The sequence below is a fragment of the Klebsiella michiganensis genome, from assembly GCF_015139575.1.
GTDB classification, from domain to species: domain Bacteria; phylum Pseudomonadota; class Gammaproteobacteria; order Enterobacterales; family Enterobacteriaceae; genus Klebsiella; species Klebsiella michiganensis.
Genome location: NZ_AP022547.1, coordinates 4,485,464 through 4,500,505, shown reverse-complemented (window position 1 = coordinate 4,500,505; position 15,042 = coordinate 4,485,464). Strand labels below are relative to the sequence as shown.

16 protein-coding genes, 1 tRNA gene and 2 pseudogenes are annotated in these 15,042 nt (G+C 52.7%); 7 read left to right on the top strand and 12 right to left on the bottom strand.

All coding sequences use genetic code 11. The features are described from left to right. Window positions 1-83 precede the first annotated feature (83 nt). The 5 genes from mnmH to ppiB form a co-directional block, all read right to left on the bottom strand. Entirely contained in the window at window positions 84-1,163 is a 1,080-nt protein-coding gene (mnmH, locus tag JLG71_RS21150; RefSeq protein WP_032719617.1) for a tRNA 2-selenouridine(34) synthase MnmH, read from the bottom strand. Between the two features lie 204 nt (window positions 1,164-1,367). Beyond that, window positions 1,368-2,435 (bottom strand): 5-(carboxyamino)imidazole ribonucleotide synthase, encoded by a 1,068-nt coding sequence (gene purK / locus JLG71_RS21145; protein ID WP_025107127.1) that lies wholly within the window; start codon window positions 2,433-2,435, stop codon window positions 1,368-1,370. After that, window positions 2,432-2,941 carry a 5-(carboxyamino)imidazole ribonucleotide mutase gene (gene purE, locus JLG71_RS21140; RefSeq protein WP_004848424.1) on the bottom strand — a complete coding sequence of 170 codons (510 nt, stop codon included), beginning with the start codon at window positions 2,939-2,941 and terminating at the stop codon, window positions 2,432-2,434. The genes purK and purE overlap by 4 nt, the downstream gene beginning before the upstream one ends. Before the next feature lie 281 nt (window positions 2,942-3,222). Next, complete coding sequence (lpxH, locus tag JLG71_RS21135) at window positions 3,223-3,945, bottom strand: UDP-2,3-diacylglucosamine diphosphatase (protein ID WP_014837623.1); 723 nt, start codon at window positions 3,943-3,945, stop codon at window positions 3,223-3,225. A 3-nt stretch (window positions 3,946-3,948) separates the two neighbouring features. Further along, a complete protein-coding gene (gene ppiB, locus JLG71_RS21130) occupies window positions 3,949-4,443 on the bottom strand; it encodes a peptidylprolyl isomerase B (RefSeq protein ID WP_004099775.1) in 495 nt (164 codons plus the stop codon). Window positions 4,444-4,616: 173 nt separating this feature from the next. Here ppiB and cysS point away from each other — a divergent pair, with 173 nt between their 5' ends. Then, complete coding sequence (cysS, locus tag JLG71_RS21125; RefSeq protein ID WP_038424171.1) at window positions 4,617-6,002, top strand: cysteine--tRNA ligase; 1,386 nt, start codon at window positions 4,617-4,619, stop codon at window positions 6,000-6,002. Window positions 6,003-6,296: 294 nt separating this feature from the next. Here cysS and ybcJ read toward each other — a convergent pair whose 3' ends face one another. Together ybcJ and folD are read right to left on the bottom strand one after the other, a co-directional pair. After that, window positions 6,297-6,509 (bottom strand): ribosome-associated protein YbcJ, encoded by a 213-nt coding sequence (gene ybcJ, locus JLG71_RS21120; RefSeq protein WP_004099787.1) that lies wholly within the window; start codon window positions 6,507-6,509, stop codon window positions 6,297-6,299. 1 nt (window position 6,510) lies between these two features. Beyond that, the gene (gene folD / locus JLG71_RS21115) at window positions 6,511-7,377 is read right to left on the bottom strand and encodes a bifunctional methylenetetrahydrofolate dehydrogenase/methenyltetrahydrofolate cyclohydrolase FolD (protein ID WP_004099791.1); all 867 of its coding nucleotides are present in this window, start codon (window positions 7,375-7,377) and stop codon (window positions 6,511-6,513) included. A 340-nt stretch (window positions 7,378-7,717) separates the two neighbouring features. On the opposite strand from folD, the gene JLG71_RS21110 reads away from it, so the two are divergent. Continuing rightward, window positions 7,718-7,794 (top strand) — tRNA-Arg (locus tag JLG71_RS21110). A gap of 15 nt (window positions 7,795-7,809) precedes the next feature. Here JLG71_RS21110 and JLG71_RS21105 read toward each other — a convergent pair. Then, window positions 7,810-8,196 (bottom strand): annotated as a pseudogene (locus JLG71_RS21105) (tyrosine-type recombinase/integrase); the annotation flags it as partial. A 37-nt stretch (window positions 8,197-8,233) separates the two neighbouring features. Continuing rightward, window positions 8,234-8,858, bottom strand: a pseudogene (locus JLG71_RS28465) (DNA polymerase); the annotation flags it as partial. A 130-nt stretch (window positions 8,859-8,988) separates the two neighbouring features. Here JLG71_RS28465 and JLG71_RS21100 point away from each other — a divergent pair. Continuing rightward, window positions 8,989-9,507 carry a hypothetical protein gene (locus JLG71_RS21100; protein WP_142759553.1) on the top strand — a complete coding sequence of 173 codons (519 nt, stop codon included), beginning with the start codon at window positions 8,989-8,991 and terminating at the stop codon, window positions 9,505-9,507. 106 nt (window positions 9,508-9,613) lie between these two features. Here the strand turns inward: JLG71_RS21100 and JLG71_RS28460 are convergent, their stop codons facing one another. The 3 genes from JLG71_RS28460 to JLG71_RS28450 form a co-directional block, all read right to left on the bottom strand. Next, window positions 9,614-9,871 carry an ssDNA-binding protein gene (locus JLG71_RS28460; protein WP_224237007.1) on the bottom strand — a complete coding sequence of 86 codons (258 nt, stop codon included), beginning with the start codon at window positions 9,869-9,871 and terminating at the stop codon, window positions 9,614-9,616. 250 nt (window positions 9,872-10,121) lie between these two features. Next, on the bottom strand, window positions 10,122-10,373 hold the full coding sequence (locus JLG71_RS28455) for a DUF2800 domain-containing protein (protein WP_257199132.1): 252 nt from the start codon (window positions 10,371-10,373) through the stop codon (window positions 10,122-10,124). 385 nt (window positions 10,374-10,758) lie between these two features. Further along, the gene (locus JLG71_RS28450) at window positions 10,759-10,929 is read right to left on the bottom strand and encodes a DUF2800 domain-containing protein (protein WP_224237006.1); all 171 of its coding nucleotides are present in this window, start codon (window positions 10,927-10,929) and stop codon (window positions 10,759-10,761) included. A gap of 155 nt (window positions 10,930-11,084) precedes the next feature. Between JLG71_RS28450 and JLG71_RS21085 the strand changes: the two genes are divergently transcribed. The 4 genes from JLG71_RS21085 (at window position 11,085) to JLG71_RS21070 (ending at window position 15,016) form a co-directional block, all read left to right on the top strand. After that, entirely contained in the window at window positions 11,085-11,321 is a 237-nt protein-coding gene (locus JLG71_RS21085; protein WP_116280751.1) for a hypothetical protein, read from the top strand. A gap of 883 nt (window positions 11,322-12,204) precedes the next feature. Beyond that, window positions 12,205-12,912 (top strand): purine-nucleoside phosphorylase, encoded by a 708-nt coding sequence (gene deoD / locus JLG71_RS21080; protein ID WP_109240775.1) that lies wholly within the window; start codon window positions 12,205-12,207, stop codon window positions 12,910-12,912. Between the two features lie 34 nt (window positions 12,913-12,946). Then, window positions 12,947-14,110 (top strand): MFS transporter TsgA, encoded by a 1,164-nt coding sequence (gene tsgA, locus JLG71_RS21075; protein ID WP_116280749.1) that lies wholly within the window; start codon window positions 12,947-12,949, stop codon window positions 14,108-14,110. 84 nt (window positions 14,111-14,194) lie between these two features. Beyond that, window positions 14,195-15,016 carry a nucleoside-specific channel-forming Tsx family protein gene (locus tag JLG71_RS21070; protein ID WP_116280748.1) on the top strand — a complete coding sequence of 274 codons (822 nt, stop codon included), beginning with the start codon at window positions 14,195-14,197 and terminating at the stop codon, window positions 15,014-15,016. Window positions 15,017-15,042: the final 26 nt, after the last annotated feature.

Genomic DNA, 15,042 nt, shown 5'->3' with positions numbered 1-15,042 from the left:
GGGGCTACAGGTTCACCGCCGTCTGCGGACCCGTAGCCCGGCTAAGGCATTTACGCCGCAAGCCGGGACAAGAGAGGATGTGATTACTCCGCCAGCCAGGCGGCGACGTCCTGCCAGCTGCCGCGAAAAATAATCTTCTCCGCTTTTTTGCCGAGCTGGTAGCGGTACATCGGATCGTAATACTCGTTCAGCAGGGGAACCAGCCAGCTGAAGTGGGCTTCGGTGCTGGCGGTTCGCTGCTGCTCAAGCAGGGCTTCATCAAGCCGGGCGGTGAGCTGGGCAAAACGCTGTAACCCGAGGCGGCGGCGGATTGCGAACAGACCATGATGCAGATATTCGCTATACGCCTGCCAGCCTTGCTCTTCGCCGTAGGCCGCCAGGAAATCATGATGCATGCGCGCAAAATACTCTTCCCGCAGCCGTTCAAGACGGACAGCGAACGGATCTTCCACCACCGCCAGCGGCGACTGCGCCATGCGAAGACGCATGCACTCCGGCAGGTGATTGGCGCCAATCATATGCCCTTCATCCTCCAGCACCCAGCGCGTCTGCTGCCCTGACTTTTTGAGCATTGCCACGGCCAGGTGATTTTCAAAGGTTGCCTGCTGATGCTGCTCCTGCAGGGTTCGGCCAAATGAAGAGCCGCGGTGATGGGCGAGCCCTTCGAGATCGATACCGTCCGGTTGAGCGCCGACCAGCTGGGTTTTACCGTTACCGGTACAGCCGCCGATCAGCACGATAGGGCGCTGCACCAGCTCTTCGGTAAGCTGTATCGCCGCCTGGCGCAGCGCTTTGTAGCCGCCGACGATCAGCGGGTAATCCACGCCCGCTTCCTTCAGCCACTGCTGGACGATATGCGAACGCTGGCCGCCGCGAGCGCAGCACAGGTAGCCCTCGGGATAGCGCGCGCAGGCCTCTTTCCAGGCGGCGAGGCGGCGGGCGCGAATCTCGCCGTTGACCAGCTGATGGCCCAGCGCGAGGGCGGCGTCCGGCCCCTGACGCTTATAGCAGGTGCCGACGGCGGCACGCTCGTCATCGTTCATCAGCGGCAGGTTGATCGCCGCGGGCATGGCGCTTTGCCTGAATTCAACCGGGGCGCGTACGTCAATCAGCGGCGTATCGCTGGCGAGAATCTGCCGAATATTCTGTGGTACTAATTCCATCATTTAAACCGTTAAGCCATTCAGACGCGTCGCTCGACGCGATAATTCCTCTATTGTACGCGGTGAGCGCCCTGCTGAATTGATTTTTCACGGTGTATCGCTGAATAGCGTCAGGAATGGCTGGATTTAAGCATCCGTGGGGCTGGCAAGTTGGGTAGCCCGGCTAAGGCGCAGCGCGCCGCAAGCCGGGATAAAGGAGAGAGATTACGCCAGCTGCGCCTGCGCCCAGAAGATACCGCTGGCATATTCCGGCGGCAGCAGCGGCTTCAGCGCTTCCAGCGTCGCGCTCAGGCGGTCGGTATCGCTGTCGGTCAGGTTCAGGTGGCCGACTTTACGACCCGGACGTACCTCTTTGTCGTACCAGTGCAGATGCACCAGCGGCAGCTTCAGCCAGTCATAGTTCAGATCGGTACCGATCAGGTTGATCATCACCGACGGGCTGTTTACCACCGGCGGCGGCAGCGGCAGATCGGTAATCGCCCGCAGATGCAGCTCGAACTGGCTAATGGAGGCGCCGTTTTGCGTCCAGTGGCCGCTGTTGTGCACGCGCGGCGCCAGTTCGTTAATCAGCAGGCCATCAGCGGTGACGAAACATTCCATCGCCATCACGCCAACGTAGCCCAGCTCATGCATGATCGCCGACAGCATCTGCTCCGCCTGCGCCTGCTGGCGGGCATTGGCCTGCGGAAAGGCGACGCTGGCGCGTAAAATACCGTCCTGATGCAGGTTGCGGGTCAGAGGATAGAAGACCGTGCTGCCGTCCCGGGCGCGAGCGCCGACCAGCGATACCTCGGCGGAGAAGTTAATGCCCTGCTCAACGATACACTCGCCGTAGTTATCCTCCGGCAGCTGCGCGGTTTCATTTTCCCGCAAACGCCACTGGCCGCGGCCATCGTAGCCGCCGACGCGGCGCTTAACGATAGCCAGCTCCCCGAGGCGGGCGAATACCGCAGGCCATTCGCTTTTATCCGCCAGAAGCTGCCACGGCGCGGTGGCGAGCGCCAGCTTATCGAACAGCTGCTTTTGCGTCAGGCGGTCGGCGATTATCGGGAAAACGTCGCGGTTAACGAAGGCGGAATGACGCGCCAGCTCGCGGGTCAGCGCTGTTTCCGGCCAGCGTTCAATCTCTGCGGTAATCACGCTTTGCTGTACCGGCACCGCTTCCGGGTCGGCTTCCAGACCGACCGGCCAGACCGCAATACCCAGCGGCTCGCCGGCCTGGCGCAGCATCCGGCCTAGCTGACCGTTGCCGAGAACGCAAACCTGCTTCATGCCGCACCCCGCGGATCCGGGTTATCCAGCACTTCATCGGTTTGCGCCTGACGCCAGGCGCTGAGGCGCTGGTGCAGTTCCGCATCGTGCTGGGCGAGGATCTGCGCCGCCAGCAGGGCGGCGTTGGCGGCCCCGGCTTTGCCGATGGCCAGCGTACCCACCGGGATGCCGCGCGGCATCTGGACGATGGAGTAGAGGCTGTCTACGCCGCTCAGTGCCGCGCTCTGAACCGGCACGCCTAACACCGGCACCAGCGTTTTCGCCGCAATCATGCCCGGCAGGTGCGCCGCGCCGCCGGCACCGGCAATAATCACCTGAAAACCGTTTTCTTCCGCGCCTTCGGCGAAGCTGAACAGTTTATCGGGCGTGCGGTGGGCGGAGACCACTTCGACATGGTACGGAACGTTCAGGGCATCAAGGATTTCTGCGGTAAACTGCATGGTAGCCCAGTCGCTTTTGGACCCCATCACGATGGCGATACGCGCCGAATTATTGCGGGAAGACATGCGTCTTAAAACTCCTGTGGGTGTGTTTCACACTGCTTTAGAGGCCACAGAGAATAGCATGAACTCCCGGCAAGGAAAACGGTTGCGTGCGCATGGCCAGCCGCCTTTGTGTTGTCGGTATTCGATGAAACGCTCCGGTTATGAGCGGGCAAAAAGTAAAACCAGCCCCCGTCCCCGGGTCAGCATAAGAATGCCCATCACCAGCAGGTAGATTTGCACAACGCGCTCATCGTGCGGCCCGGATAAATCGCGGAAAATAAAGAATCAGCCCTTGCCGGGGGCTAGAAAGGAAAATGAATCAGCTCAACGTCTTCTGGCGTCACTTTGACCATAGAGCCCTGGCTATGCCAGGCGCCGAGCACCACGCGGTACGCGGTCTGGCCGTTGGCTTCTAGCGGGTGGACGGCGGGGCGGTGCGTATGCCCGTGAATCAGCCACTGAACGCGATGTTTCTCCATGACGTCAACGACCGCCTGGGGATTCACATCCATAATTTCCATCGACTTGCTGCTGTTGGCCGCTTTGCTGTCGGCGCGCATTCTGGCGGCGATACGGCGGCGGATAAACAGCGGCAGGGCCAGAAACAGGCGCTGGATCCAGGGATTGTGAACTTTCGCGCGAAACGCCAGATAGCCTGCATCGTCGGTGCAGAGGGTGTCGCCGTGCATAATCAGCACCTTGCGCCCGTAGAGGTCGAGAAGCTTCTCTTCCGGCAGCAGGGTCATCGCGCTTTCGCGGGCAAAGCGCTTGCCGACGAGAAAGTCGCGGTTGCCGTGAAGGAAGTAGCAGGGGACGCCGGAATCGGCCAGCGCTTTGAGCGCTGCGGCGATTTGCCGATGCAGCGGGTTAGGATCGTCATCGCCGATCCAGGCTTCAAAGAGATCGCCGAGGATATACAGGGCGTCCGCCCTGCGGGCTTCCCCCTGTAAAAAGCGCAGAAAACCGGCGGTAATCGCCGGTTCTTCCGTTTGCAGATGCAAATCCGCAATAAAAAGTGTCGCCACGAATTATTCGCTAACGGTGACGCTTTTGATCACAACATCTTCTTTCGGCACATCCTGGTGCATGCCGCTGCGGCCGGTGGCGACCGCTTTGATTTTGTCGACCACGTCCATCCCTTCAACGACTTCTGCGAATACGCAGTAGCCCCAACCCTGCAGGCTTTCGCCGGAGAAGTTCAGGAAGTCGTTATCGGCGACGTTGATGAAGAACTGCGCGGTGGCGGAGTGGGGCGCCTGAGTACGGGCCATCGCCAGCGTACCGCGGGTGTTTTTCAGACCGTTGTTCGCTTCGTTCTGAATAGGAGATTTGGTGGTTTTCTGATTCATGCCCGGCTCAAAACCGCCGCCCTGAATCATAAAGCCGTTGATTACACGGTGGAAAATAGTGTTGTCGTAGAAACCTTCACGACAGTAGTCCAGGAAGTTTTTAACTGTTTCCGGCGCTTTGTCGTCAAACGTCTTGATTACGATATCGCCATGATTGGTGTGGAAAGTAACCATTTTTGCATCCTGTTCCGATGATTGTGGTGCCTGCACCCGGAGTCGGGTGAGATATAGGGGGCTGTTATAGCATAACCGCGGGGTTGGATCACCTTGCAATGTGTGCTGCTTCGGGGTTGAATTAAGGTTAGAATACGCGACTTATATCCACACACGTCTACACGGAATCTTCGATGTTAAAAATTTTTAATACACTGACGCGCCAAAAAGAAGAATTTAAACCTATCCATGCCGGGGAAGTTGGCATGTACGTGTGTGGTATTACCGTTTATGACCTCTGTCACATCGGCCATGGCCGTACCTTCGTCTCATTCGATGTGGTCGCGCGCTACCTGCGTTTCCTGGGCTACAAGCTAAAGTACGTGCGCAATATCACCGATATCGACGACAAAATCATTAAGCGTGCTAATGAAAACGGCGAAAGCTTTGTTGCGCTGGTGGATCGCATGATTGCCGAGATGCACAAAGACTTCGACGCGCTGAATATCCTGCGCCCGGATATGGAGCCGCGGGCCACCCACCATATCGCGGAAATCATTGAGATTACCGAGCAGCTGATCGCCAAAGGCCACGCGTATGTCGCCGACAACGGCGACGTCATGTTCGATGTGCCGACCGACCCGAACTACGGTCAGCTGTCGCGTCAGGATCTCGATCAGCTGCAGGCCGGCGCGCGGGTTGATGTCGTTGACGTCAAGCATAACCCGATGGACTTTGTGCTGTGGAAGATGTCGAAAGAGGGCGAGCCAAGCTGGCCGTCGCCGTGGGGCGCGGGCCGTCCTGGCTGGCACATTGAGTGTTCAGCGATGAACTGCAAACAGCTGGGCAACCATTTTGATATTCACGGCGGCGGTTCGGATCTGATGTTCCCGCACCATGAAAACGAAATCGCCCAGTCCACCTGCGCCCACGACGGCGAGTACGTCAATTACTGGATGCACTCCGGGATGGTGATGGTTGACCGCGAGAAGATGTCAAAATCGCTGGGCAACTTCTTTACCGTGCGCGACGTGCTGAAGTTCTACGACGCGGAAACCATTCGCTACTTCCTGATGTCCGGCCACTATCGCAGCCAGCTGAACTACAGCGAAGAGAACTTAAAGCAGGCGCGTTCCGCGCTGGAGCGTCTGTATACCGCGCTGCGCGGAACCGACAAAACCGCAGAGCCGGCCGGCGGCGAGGCGTTTGAGGCGCGCTTTATCGAAGCGATGGACGACGATTTTAATACTCCGGAAGCCTATTCCGTGCTGTTCGATATGGCGCGTGAGGTTAACCGCCTGAAAAGCGAAGATGCCGCCGCGGCCAACGCGATGGCCGCGCATATGCGCAAGCTCTCTTCGGTGCTGGGGCTGCTGGAACAGGAGCCGGATGCCTTCCTGCAGAGCGGCGCGCAGGCGGACGACGGGGAAGTGGCGGAAATTGAGTCGTTGATCCAGCAGCGTCTGGACGCGCGTAAAGCGAAAGACTGGGCGGCGGCGGATGCCGCGCGTGACCGTCTCAACGAGATGGGCATTGTGCTGGAAGATGGCCCGCAGGGCACCACCTGGCGCCGTAAGTAGTCTCATTCTCTCTTTTTAGCCGGGGCCATCCCCGGCATTTTTTTGCCCTGACTCAGGCTAAGAAACGAAGCGCGGTCCTGATTTCGCCTGCGTATGTTCCCGGCCAGCGGCTGTAGCGTTCGTCGGGGAGAAGAGGTATCAGGCGGAAGTGCAGGTTGCCGGAGGCAGCCAGGGGAGCGGCTGTGCTACACGGGACGTGATATCGGAAGATGGCGGCGCTGACTGAAGTGCAGAAAAACGAGAGATCATCTGTCGGGGTGGGGGGACAGGCGCCGGTTGCGGCGCCTGAACGTGTTACTCGGTAACGGTAACGCTCTGACCTTCAAAGCTGACCGTCTGACCGGCGACGATTTTACAGCGTTTACGGGTTTCCACCGCACCGTCGACTTTGACCAGACCGTCGGCGATAGCGATTTTAGCCTGCGCGCCGCTTTCGCTCCAGCCTTCCAGCTTCAGCAGATCGCACAGTTCAACGTGCGGGTGTTTGCCTAAAGAAAAATTCGCCATCTCAGGCCTCCTGAATATCGTGATACTCTTCACACGCCTGCAGCGTGTTCTGAATGAGGGTGGCTACGGTCATCGGGCCGACGCCGCCGGGAACCGGCGTAATGTACGATGCGCGCGCGGCGGCATCTTCATAGACCACATCGCCGACCACTTTGCCGCTTTCCAGGCGGTTAATCCCGACATCGATCACGATCGCGCCTTCTTTAATCCATTCGCCCGGAATAAAGCCCGGTTTACCGACAGCCACGATCAGCAGGTCGGCATTTTCGACGTGATGACGCAGGTTTTTGGTAAAACGGTGGGTGACGGTGGTGGTGCAGCCTGCCAGCAGCAGCTCCATGCTCATCGGGCGTCCGACAATATTGGAGGCGCCAATGACCACCGCGTTCAGGCCGTAGGTATCAATGTTGTAACGCTCAAGCAGCGTGACGATCCCACGCGGCGTGCACGGACGCAGACGCGGCGCGCGCTGGCACAGACGGCCCACGTTATACGGGTGGAAACCGTCAACGTCTTTGTCCGGCGAAATGCGCTCCAGCACTTTGACATTATCAATGCCGGCGGGCAGCGGCAGCTGGACCAGAATGCCGTCGATGGCGCTATCCGCATTCAGGGTGTCGATAAGTTCCAGCAGCTCCGCTTCGCTGGTGGTTTCCGGGAGATCGTACGAGCGGGAGACGAAGCCTACCTCTTCACACGCTTTGCGCTTGCTGCCGACATAAATCTGCGATGCCGGGTTGCTGCCGACCAGCACGACGGCTAACCCTGGAGCACGAAATCCGGCCGCAACGCGCGCCTTCACTTTTTCCGCAACCTCAGAGCGTACCTGCTGCGCAATCGTTTTACCGTCAATAATTTTTGCTGCCATCAGAGAGAGGATTCCATCTGTATCTTTACGAAAGGGGGATGACGATATTTTGTCAGAAGCCAGCCCCGCTGTCAGTCTTCGTTTAAGATTTTATCTTTCTTTGGCGTTACGGCGGCTGAAAAACGGGCCTGACCGCGCTGCGAATGGCGCAAAAAGGAGCCCGGGAGCCGGAGAAAAGTTAACGTGCAGAAACATAAGGTTGGATAAACTTTATACTGCTTTTGCGGCATAAGCCGCCAGCCTGCACAGGCAAGCGCAGTTTCGCGGCAAAATACATTGACTCATCAGGCGTGGACCGTATAATTCCGGCGATTGCACATCATGAAGCTCGCTTCTCAATGCGCCCTTAGCTCAGCTGGATAGAGCAACGGCCTTCTAAGCCGTAGGTCACAGGTTCGAACCCTGTAGGGCGTACCATTAATAAACAGTCACTTACGCAAGTTTTAGTCCAGCCTGATTTCCTCCTTGTGTCGTATTTGTGTCGCTAGCGCCAAAAATGGCGTTAATTTTCCGTGCGTGCTCGGTCAAATGGTTCGGCGCCAGGTGAGCATAATGGCGCACCATCTCGATGCTCTCCCATCCGCCCGTTTCCTGCAAAACAGAAAGCGGGACACCGGACTGGATTAACCAGCTCGCCCAGGTATGCCGGAGGTCGTGAAAGCGGAAATCCTCTATCCCCGCTTTTTTCAGTCCGGCGCGCCAGGCGTTATCATCCTCCTCCCGCATTTTTCTCACCCCGGGCGTCAGCGTTTCATCCGGACGATGTTTTGCCGTGGTGCGAACGAACACCCACCGGGAATGCTTCCCTGTCTGCTCTCTTTAGGCTGCGTTGTATGTCCAGCAGCTCAATACCCTACGATTCGACAATGTGTTTAATCATCGCATCGCGCTGGGTGGCCGCCTACACTTGGTCGTCTGTCATCACCTACGTACGCTTCGTCAGCCGTTTCTGTTCTTGGTCTACTGCTTTGATGGAGGCCTGTGCGAGCTGTACATCCATGCATACGCCACGGTTGTTGAGCTCCTGGTCGCGATGCTACAGAGCTAGCTCGGCGCCCTGATAAATCTACTTCGGCAGCCGTTTATATACTTCGCGCATAGACTTGAAATCTAACCCGGCGTAAGCGACAAACCGTTGCCACTCTACCGGGTGCGTTTTGCAGGTTGAGCGGTGTGGCTTACTGTTTTTCGGGCAGGGCTTACAGAACAGTTGGATCAGAGATTTGCCTTCTTTATCCTTGAACGCCCAGCACAAGCACATCACAGCACGTCCCCAGTGCGCTGGGGAGGCTGTGTACTGTGTCGCGCCAGCACATGAATGGTGGCACTAGCTCCGGTATAGCATGGTCTGGCACCGTGCGGTCAAAGTGTGAATTATGGAAAAACAGAAGGGGGTTGGGGTCGGCTATTACCTGGCGCAGTTTGCTGTGGATTGATTCGCCAGCAGTCAGATCCCAGAGGCTAACCAGTCCGTCACCGATAGCCTAGGCGAAAAGCCTCACTTCGACGCCCTCTGCATAAGCGTGGGTGTCATTGGTGATCGGGATTTCGCAATAGTTTTCCAAGTCGCCCCATAGTATATTAAACATAACTAATCTTCGGAGTTATGAAATGGAATTAACGATATCTTTTTCCACTATTATCATGGCCTGTTTGAGCTTTATGGGTGTTTATATTTTGATGCCAATAGTGCTTATAGGTAGAGACTATGTGGTAATGCTGATAAGCGAGAAATTTATCGTCACTGAAGCTTTTTGGCAAGATATTGCTGATCTTTCACGAGATAAGGTTAATTACAATATAATGTATGGCAGTAAAAACTTTCGCTGGGAAGAATCTGAAGGTGAAGTAAAATATTTTTGGGGTGAAAATGAAATTACAGAAAATGATTATAATCATCATCAAAAAAATAAAAGTATGCTTTTAAATCGTATGAATACATTAAATTATAGAGTTCAATCCCGTATGAATATTTGCGTGTGGGTTGAGCGACATTTTAAGTTGAAAGAAACTATTGATGAACAAGTCAGAGAAGCAAGCGAACATGCCTATGAAAGTGCATTATCGGCCCGTAAGCAGCGGGAAGAACTTAATAAATCCCCAGCCAATGCCGGGAGAAATAAAAATTAAATTAGCTTGCCTGCATCAGCACCTTCGCTGATATCGTCAAAGTCGTCCGACGCAGTCGCACCGCCGCCAGCGAACGTGTCACCGTCACTCAGGAACTAGACGCTGCTTAGCGATGCGTTATGCGCTTACCGAAGTTGTTATCCTGAGCCCAGATAGCCACCACGGTGTTAACGTAGCAACCGACATATTGGCGGCCGTTGGCCTTTACTAGGGCGGTGCGATCGCGTTCGATAACAGTAGGACGGGCTTTGTTCGTCGCGTTCAGGAAGAAATTACCCGGGAAGCTATCGTACTCGGCTTTTTCGTCGCCGTTGTACAGACAGAGGTTGAGCTTTTTCTCTAGCTGGCCGTAAGTGGTTCCCACTTTTCCCCCAATTCTCTTTCGCTACCTGTTTAAGCACTATGCGAATCTCTTCGAACTGTGGCTTTTCGGCTCCATCAATAAGACAGCCGAGAAGCGCGGATCGCCTTCGCCATTAACGGTTTTGGCTTTGAACAGGGAAGGAAAGACCAAACAGATGTTGTTTAATTTAAATTTCATGATGCTGTTCCTTAATCAAATGAAGTCTGCAGTGAGCGCATCGTCGGATAAGTCGTCAAAATCGTTTACAGGGTTAACTTTCAGCGCGGGGCGCGGGTGGGTCGGATTTGGGGGCAATGGTCGGCTTACCGTCGGCGCGGGTGATCAATGCTTCAACTTTCGTCCAGCGGCGCGGGCTTGACTTTTTGATGAGCTTCTCGCCTTTAGTCGGACTTATCAGTTTGAGGCCGCAAACTTCCTTAGTTTTATAACGGAATTTGTCTTCAAGCAGCGCCCAGACGCTTTCTTCGTCGCTCCATAGGTTTCCTTGCTTATCGGTAACCACTTTGAACCCCGGTACCTGATACTCTGCGTTCAGCTCACTGTTTGCCCGGTCGCGGATGGCCTATAGCTAGGATTCGAGAAAATCCGCTTGCCTGTAAATTTCAGCGAGTTGTTCGTTAGTGGGCATTGATATGCATGCTGAAGCTCAGGCGACTAGTTCGCTGACCGATGCTCTGTGCTGTCAGGTCGTCAAACTCGCTCCGGTTTGCATATTAAACTGCTCGCACGCGGTACAAATGGCGCTGGCTTTACAGAATCGGCATAGCTTCTCGCCGGGTCTGAAGTTCTCCAGCAGTACCGAAAGAGGTTTCCACACTAACGATATGCGAGAAATCGACGCGCAGCTCGACAATCAGCTCGTTGTCTTAGACTGCATCAACGCATCACTATACGTATTTATACATCTCGACGTCTGCAAATATTGTATCTTCGGAACCCATCAGGAGAGCGTTAAGGATTTGTTCGGCCTTCTCGTGAGCGTGGGTACCTTCTTCAGCAAAAGCGAAACTTTTATCCGGTTGCGTTGACTCACGCTCTACGCTACCGGGGCAGCGCACCGAACCATGCAGACAACGTAATGATATGGCATGCAAAGAATAAAGTACGCTGTAGCTTTTTGCTTGACATTAATTGATTAAGATTGGATAAATAGATACCGGTTGTATGCTATTTGAGCAGCTTTGGTTGGTTTTATTATATAAGGAATTTTTAAATGGATAACTCAATAAAGCTTATTTTGACTAAGTTTGTATACTCAATAACTGTTCATGGTTTCATGATTTTTTGGTCGGGTATAGCGCTTCTTTTTTTTGGCTGCATCTTTCAGGAGTTTAGCGGTGCGGCATCAAATGTATTTATAGAATTAGCCAAAATATTAGTAACAATAGCTATCATGATGGAAGGGGGGAAAGCCATTTTTAACAAAATTACCTGGGGTCGCTTTTCTTAATGGGTATGTCATTTTTATAAATATCAACCTCATGTATTGGGCCGCTATAGCGGCCTTTATATTTGGGATGGATAGTTAAGAAAATAGTCCATTCAGCATAATGGTTCTTAACCGAAATTATATCAAAAAGTTAAGTAATACTTTGCTCGTTTTCGCGTAATGGAAACTGGATAAGGTATTAAAATATGATCTTCCTCTAAAGATATCAGCAGTTTTAAATCTATTTTTATATTTATCAAATTCACTGAATAACAACGGGGGTAAATAATCCTGGTGTTTATTGTTGTTTAAATAACCAGCGGGAAACAGCATGTCATGGTTTAAACGTAAGAAAAAACAGAAAGCGCCGAAGTACTCGTGCCGCGAGAGAGCTTTTTCTGTACCCACCGGGAAAGCGGCTATCCGTTGGCTGTATCGACCGGACTTTCTTGGGGGAGTCGATCCTGACGGGATCTGGTTTCCTCATCACACTAAGCCGTACGTGTACTATTACTGGGTCCGTTTTTTCCTTGAGGACGCAATGTGCTGAAAAGCCAAGGCATTTGTCTTATTATTATTCTGAATTCGGACGTTATTAGAGCGCTTTGGGCCACGCTTCATTATTCCTTAGCGTAAATATCAAATTGGTGGAATGGGGGATCGTATCGAGAATAAAAATCGTTTCAGATTATCCCCGTGTCTCAGTAGAAAAAGATGCCGCCTGTACCGAATATGCGGATGCGTATTTTTATCATTTGTAAAGTCGGAATATGCCTGCTCCTTACAAACAATAACTCTCGAAAATGCGAAGCCGATCGTTTGAGCAGGACTTTTGTCCTCTCTGCTCGCGCTATCGCCGGTTACAATTCCAGCATCTCTTTATTATGAAATTTCTGGAGTTGTTATGACTGCACATATTAATGCCCGGCTCGGTGATTTTGCTTCAACTGTTATTATGCCCGGAGATCCCTTACGCGCTAAATTTATCGCGGAAAACTATCTGCAGGATTATCAGGAAGTGACCAATGTTCGCAACATGCTGGGATATACCGGTTTTTATTCCGGACAGCGTGTATCGATAATGGGGCACGGTATGGGAATACCGTCAATGACGCTTTATGCCCATGAGCTGGTTAATGATTATGGCGTTAAGCGAATCATCCGCGTAGGCAGCCTGGGGGCGACGCAACATCATGTTAAAATGCGCGATATAATATTGGCGGTTGCTGCCGGGACTGACTCTGTCACGAATCTGAAACGCAGCTCTGGATATTCAATGGCGACATCTGCTGATTTTAAACTATTACATCAGGCATGGTTAGTTGCGCAAAAAAATGGCGTCGATGTCAAAGTGGGCAACGTATTTAGTGGCGATCTCTATTACGACCCGGATGAAAATCTGATCCCTGCATTAGAGGCGTTTGGGGTACTGGGGATTGATATGGAAGTGGCCGGGCTTTATGCCTTAGCCCATCAGTTCGGAATTGAAGCCCTTGCTATTTTAACGGTCTCCGATCATTGCCTGACCGGCGAGGAAACCACGGCGGAAGAGCGACAGCTAACGTTCAATAACATGATTGAGCTGGCTCTGAATACGGCTATGACGGCTTAGCTTTCGTTTATTAACTCCTGCAGGGATGTGTTATATGAAAAATAAACTCTCACTGACCTTAATTAGTTTTTTGGCCAATTTTATTATGGCCGGGTTTGCCAGTCAGTTTGGCATGCTGATTGAACCCATTGCACAGCATTATCATGCGGATATTAACGCGGTTGCGTCTATTTTTTCTTTACTCAACGGTGGCGCATTAGCAGGGACGATTGCGGCTTTTTTCCTTATTGAAAAAGTCGGCGTAAAACGCATGACGCTGATTATCTACGCCGTGGTGTTCCTGTGCGCGCTCTTGATGCATATGAGCAGCGGTTTATGGCCGGTGATGGTGGCGATGACCCTGGTGGGACTTTGCGGCGGTATTGGTCTGTGCGTGGCCGGAACCATCGTGGTCTCCGTTTGGCAGGACCGTATCCAGAGCACGATGCTGGTCGTCCAGGATGCCACCTTTAACGTGGCGGGCGTGGTCTTCCCGCTGATCACCACCTATGCACTGACGCACAATATGTCATGGAGCTACAGTTACCTGAGCGTGGGGATGGTGGCGCTTGTCACCCTCGGCATTGTGGCTCTGACCCGCTTTAGCGCCTGTGAAGCGACGCCCTCCGCGGAACAGCTTGATACGGCTAAGTCCGAGTGGAACCCTGGAATTATCATTGGAGGGATTGGCCTGTTTCTCGGTATGCTGGCACTCTATACCTTCCTGACCTGGGCGCCGCTGTTTGTGAAAAACAAATTTGGCATTCCCTTTGAAGAAGCGGGAAATATCATCACTCAATATTGGGGAGCTGCGCTGGTGGGCGCATTAGTGTCAACCGTTATCGTTGCCCGGGTCAGGATACATTATTTCTTGCTAAGCATTATTTTACTGGCCTGCGTCATTACGACGATTATTGTCACTAAGCAAACAATCTCTGGATTAGATTATCTGGCTTACAGCTATGGTTTTGTATGTGCAGCGCTTTACAACTCGTTTATTGCCTATGGCGTATCCTTTGTTAAACGCGCCAGCAGTCAGAATGTATCATATATTTTAATCAGCGGAAGCGCGGGAGCCATGTTCAGCCCGGCGATCAGTGCGTTAATGGAAAAAACGATGGGACTGCAGAAAATTATGTATGCCATACCCGTTTTATATTTGATTATCTTTATTATGCTGATTGCCACTCTTAAATTAAAACGTAAATCAGTACAGTAAACGCATCTCTCTTTTTAATTTAATCTGTTGACATTGCTCCATTTAGCGAGCGATGAGCTTCAGGCTTTATCTAAGGAATGGAATATGTTTAATGTCAAAAAAACGATGTTGGCAATGGTCGTTAGCGTTGGCTGTTCGCAGGCAATAGCCGCAGACTATCGCGACGGAAATACCAAGAAAAATGATTTTAGCTGGATGCAAATGAATTTAATGCAGAGCGTTGATGCCAAAATTCCATATGGAATTCGTAACGACACTTATCTTGAACTGGAGTTCGGTGCGCGCTCGGGTATTGTCGATCTTTACGGCTACGTTGATATTTTTGATGTGTTTGACAGCAAACACGACGATCGCCATGGTGGGGATAATTTTTTTGCTAAGCTATCACCGCGTTTTTCGCTGGATGCCCTTTTCAATACAGATTTATCCGTCGGCCCGTTCAACGAGTTTTATATCGCAACGGTCAATAACATAGGCGATCGCGAGCTCTTTGAGCACTATGTTGGGCTTGGGACGGATGTAACCGTACCCTGGTTCGGCATGGTCGGTATGAACATCTATGCTCACTATGTGCGGGAAAACTATGGCGCGGAAAACGAAGGCAAGTGGGACGGGTATATGTTCTCCACGAACTGGTCAACACCCTTTTACCAGTTTTCCAATGGCAGTCATTTAAATTACCAGGGGTATTTCGATTATCAATTTGCTGCCAATAAAAATAGCGATCGGTCGCTTTACAGTAACAATGCGATTGAATGGTATAACGGGATCTACTGGCACACAGAAAACTATGCGGTAGGCTACGGCTTAAAATATTTCCGCAATATGGCGTTGATGCAAAACCACGGCGGCGCAGGCCGCACAACCGGGCTCGGGCACTACTTTAGTCTCACCTGGAAGTTTTAATTGGATATGAATGGCGCGCCGCCACC

Bases quoted from the DNA above. Each gene is read 5' to 3' on its own strand.
- mnmH (WP_032719617.1), bottom strand. From the start codon at position 1,163: ATGGAATTAGTACCACAGAATATTCGGCAGATTCTCGCCAGCGATACG.
- purK (WP_025107127.1), bottom strand. From the start codon at position 2,435: ATGAAGCAGGTTTGCGTTCTCGGCAACGGTCAGCTAGGCCGGATGCTG.
- purE (WP_004848424.1), bottom strand. From the start codon at position 2,941: ATGTCTTCCCGCAATAATTCGGCGCGTATCGCCATCGTGATGGGGTCC.
- ppiB (WP_004099775.1), bottom strand. From the start codon at position 4,443: ATGGTTACTTTCCACACCAATCATGGCGATATCGTAATCAAGACGTTT.
- cysS (WP_038424171.1), top strand. From the start codon at position 4,617: ATGTTAAAAATTTTTAATACACTGACGCGCCAAAAAGAAGAATTTAAA.
- ybcJ (WP_004099787.1), bottom strand. From the start codon at position 6,509: ATGGCGAATTTTTCTTTAGGCAAACACCCGCACGTTGAACTGTGCGAT.
- folD (WP_004099791.1), bottom strand. From the start codon at position 7,377: ATGGCAGCAAAAATTATTGACGGTAAAACGATTGCGCAGCAGGTACGC.
- JLG71_RS21100 (WP_142759553.1), top strand. From the start codon at position 8,989: ATGGAATTAACGATATCTTTTTCCACTATTATCATGGCCTGTTTGAGC.
- JLG71_RS21085 (WP_116280751.1), top strand. From the start codon at position 11,085: ATGGATAACTCAATAAAGCTTATTTTGACTAAGTTTGTATACTCAATA.
- deoD (WP_109240775.1), top strand. From the start codon at position 12,205: ATGACTGCACATATTAATGCCCGGCTCGGTGATTTTGCTTCAACTGTT.
- tsgA (WP_116280749.1), top strand. From the start codon at position 12,947: ATGAAAAATAAACTCTCACTGACCTTAATTAGTTTTTTGGCCAATTTT.
- JLG71_RS21070 (WP_116280748.1), top strand. From the start codon at position 14,195: ATGTTTAATGTCAAAAAAACGATGTTGGCAATGGTCGTTAGCGTTGGC.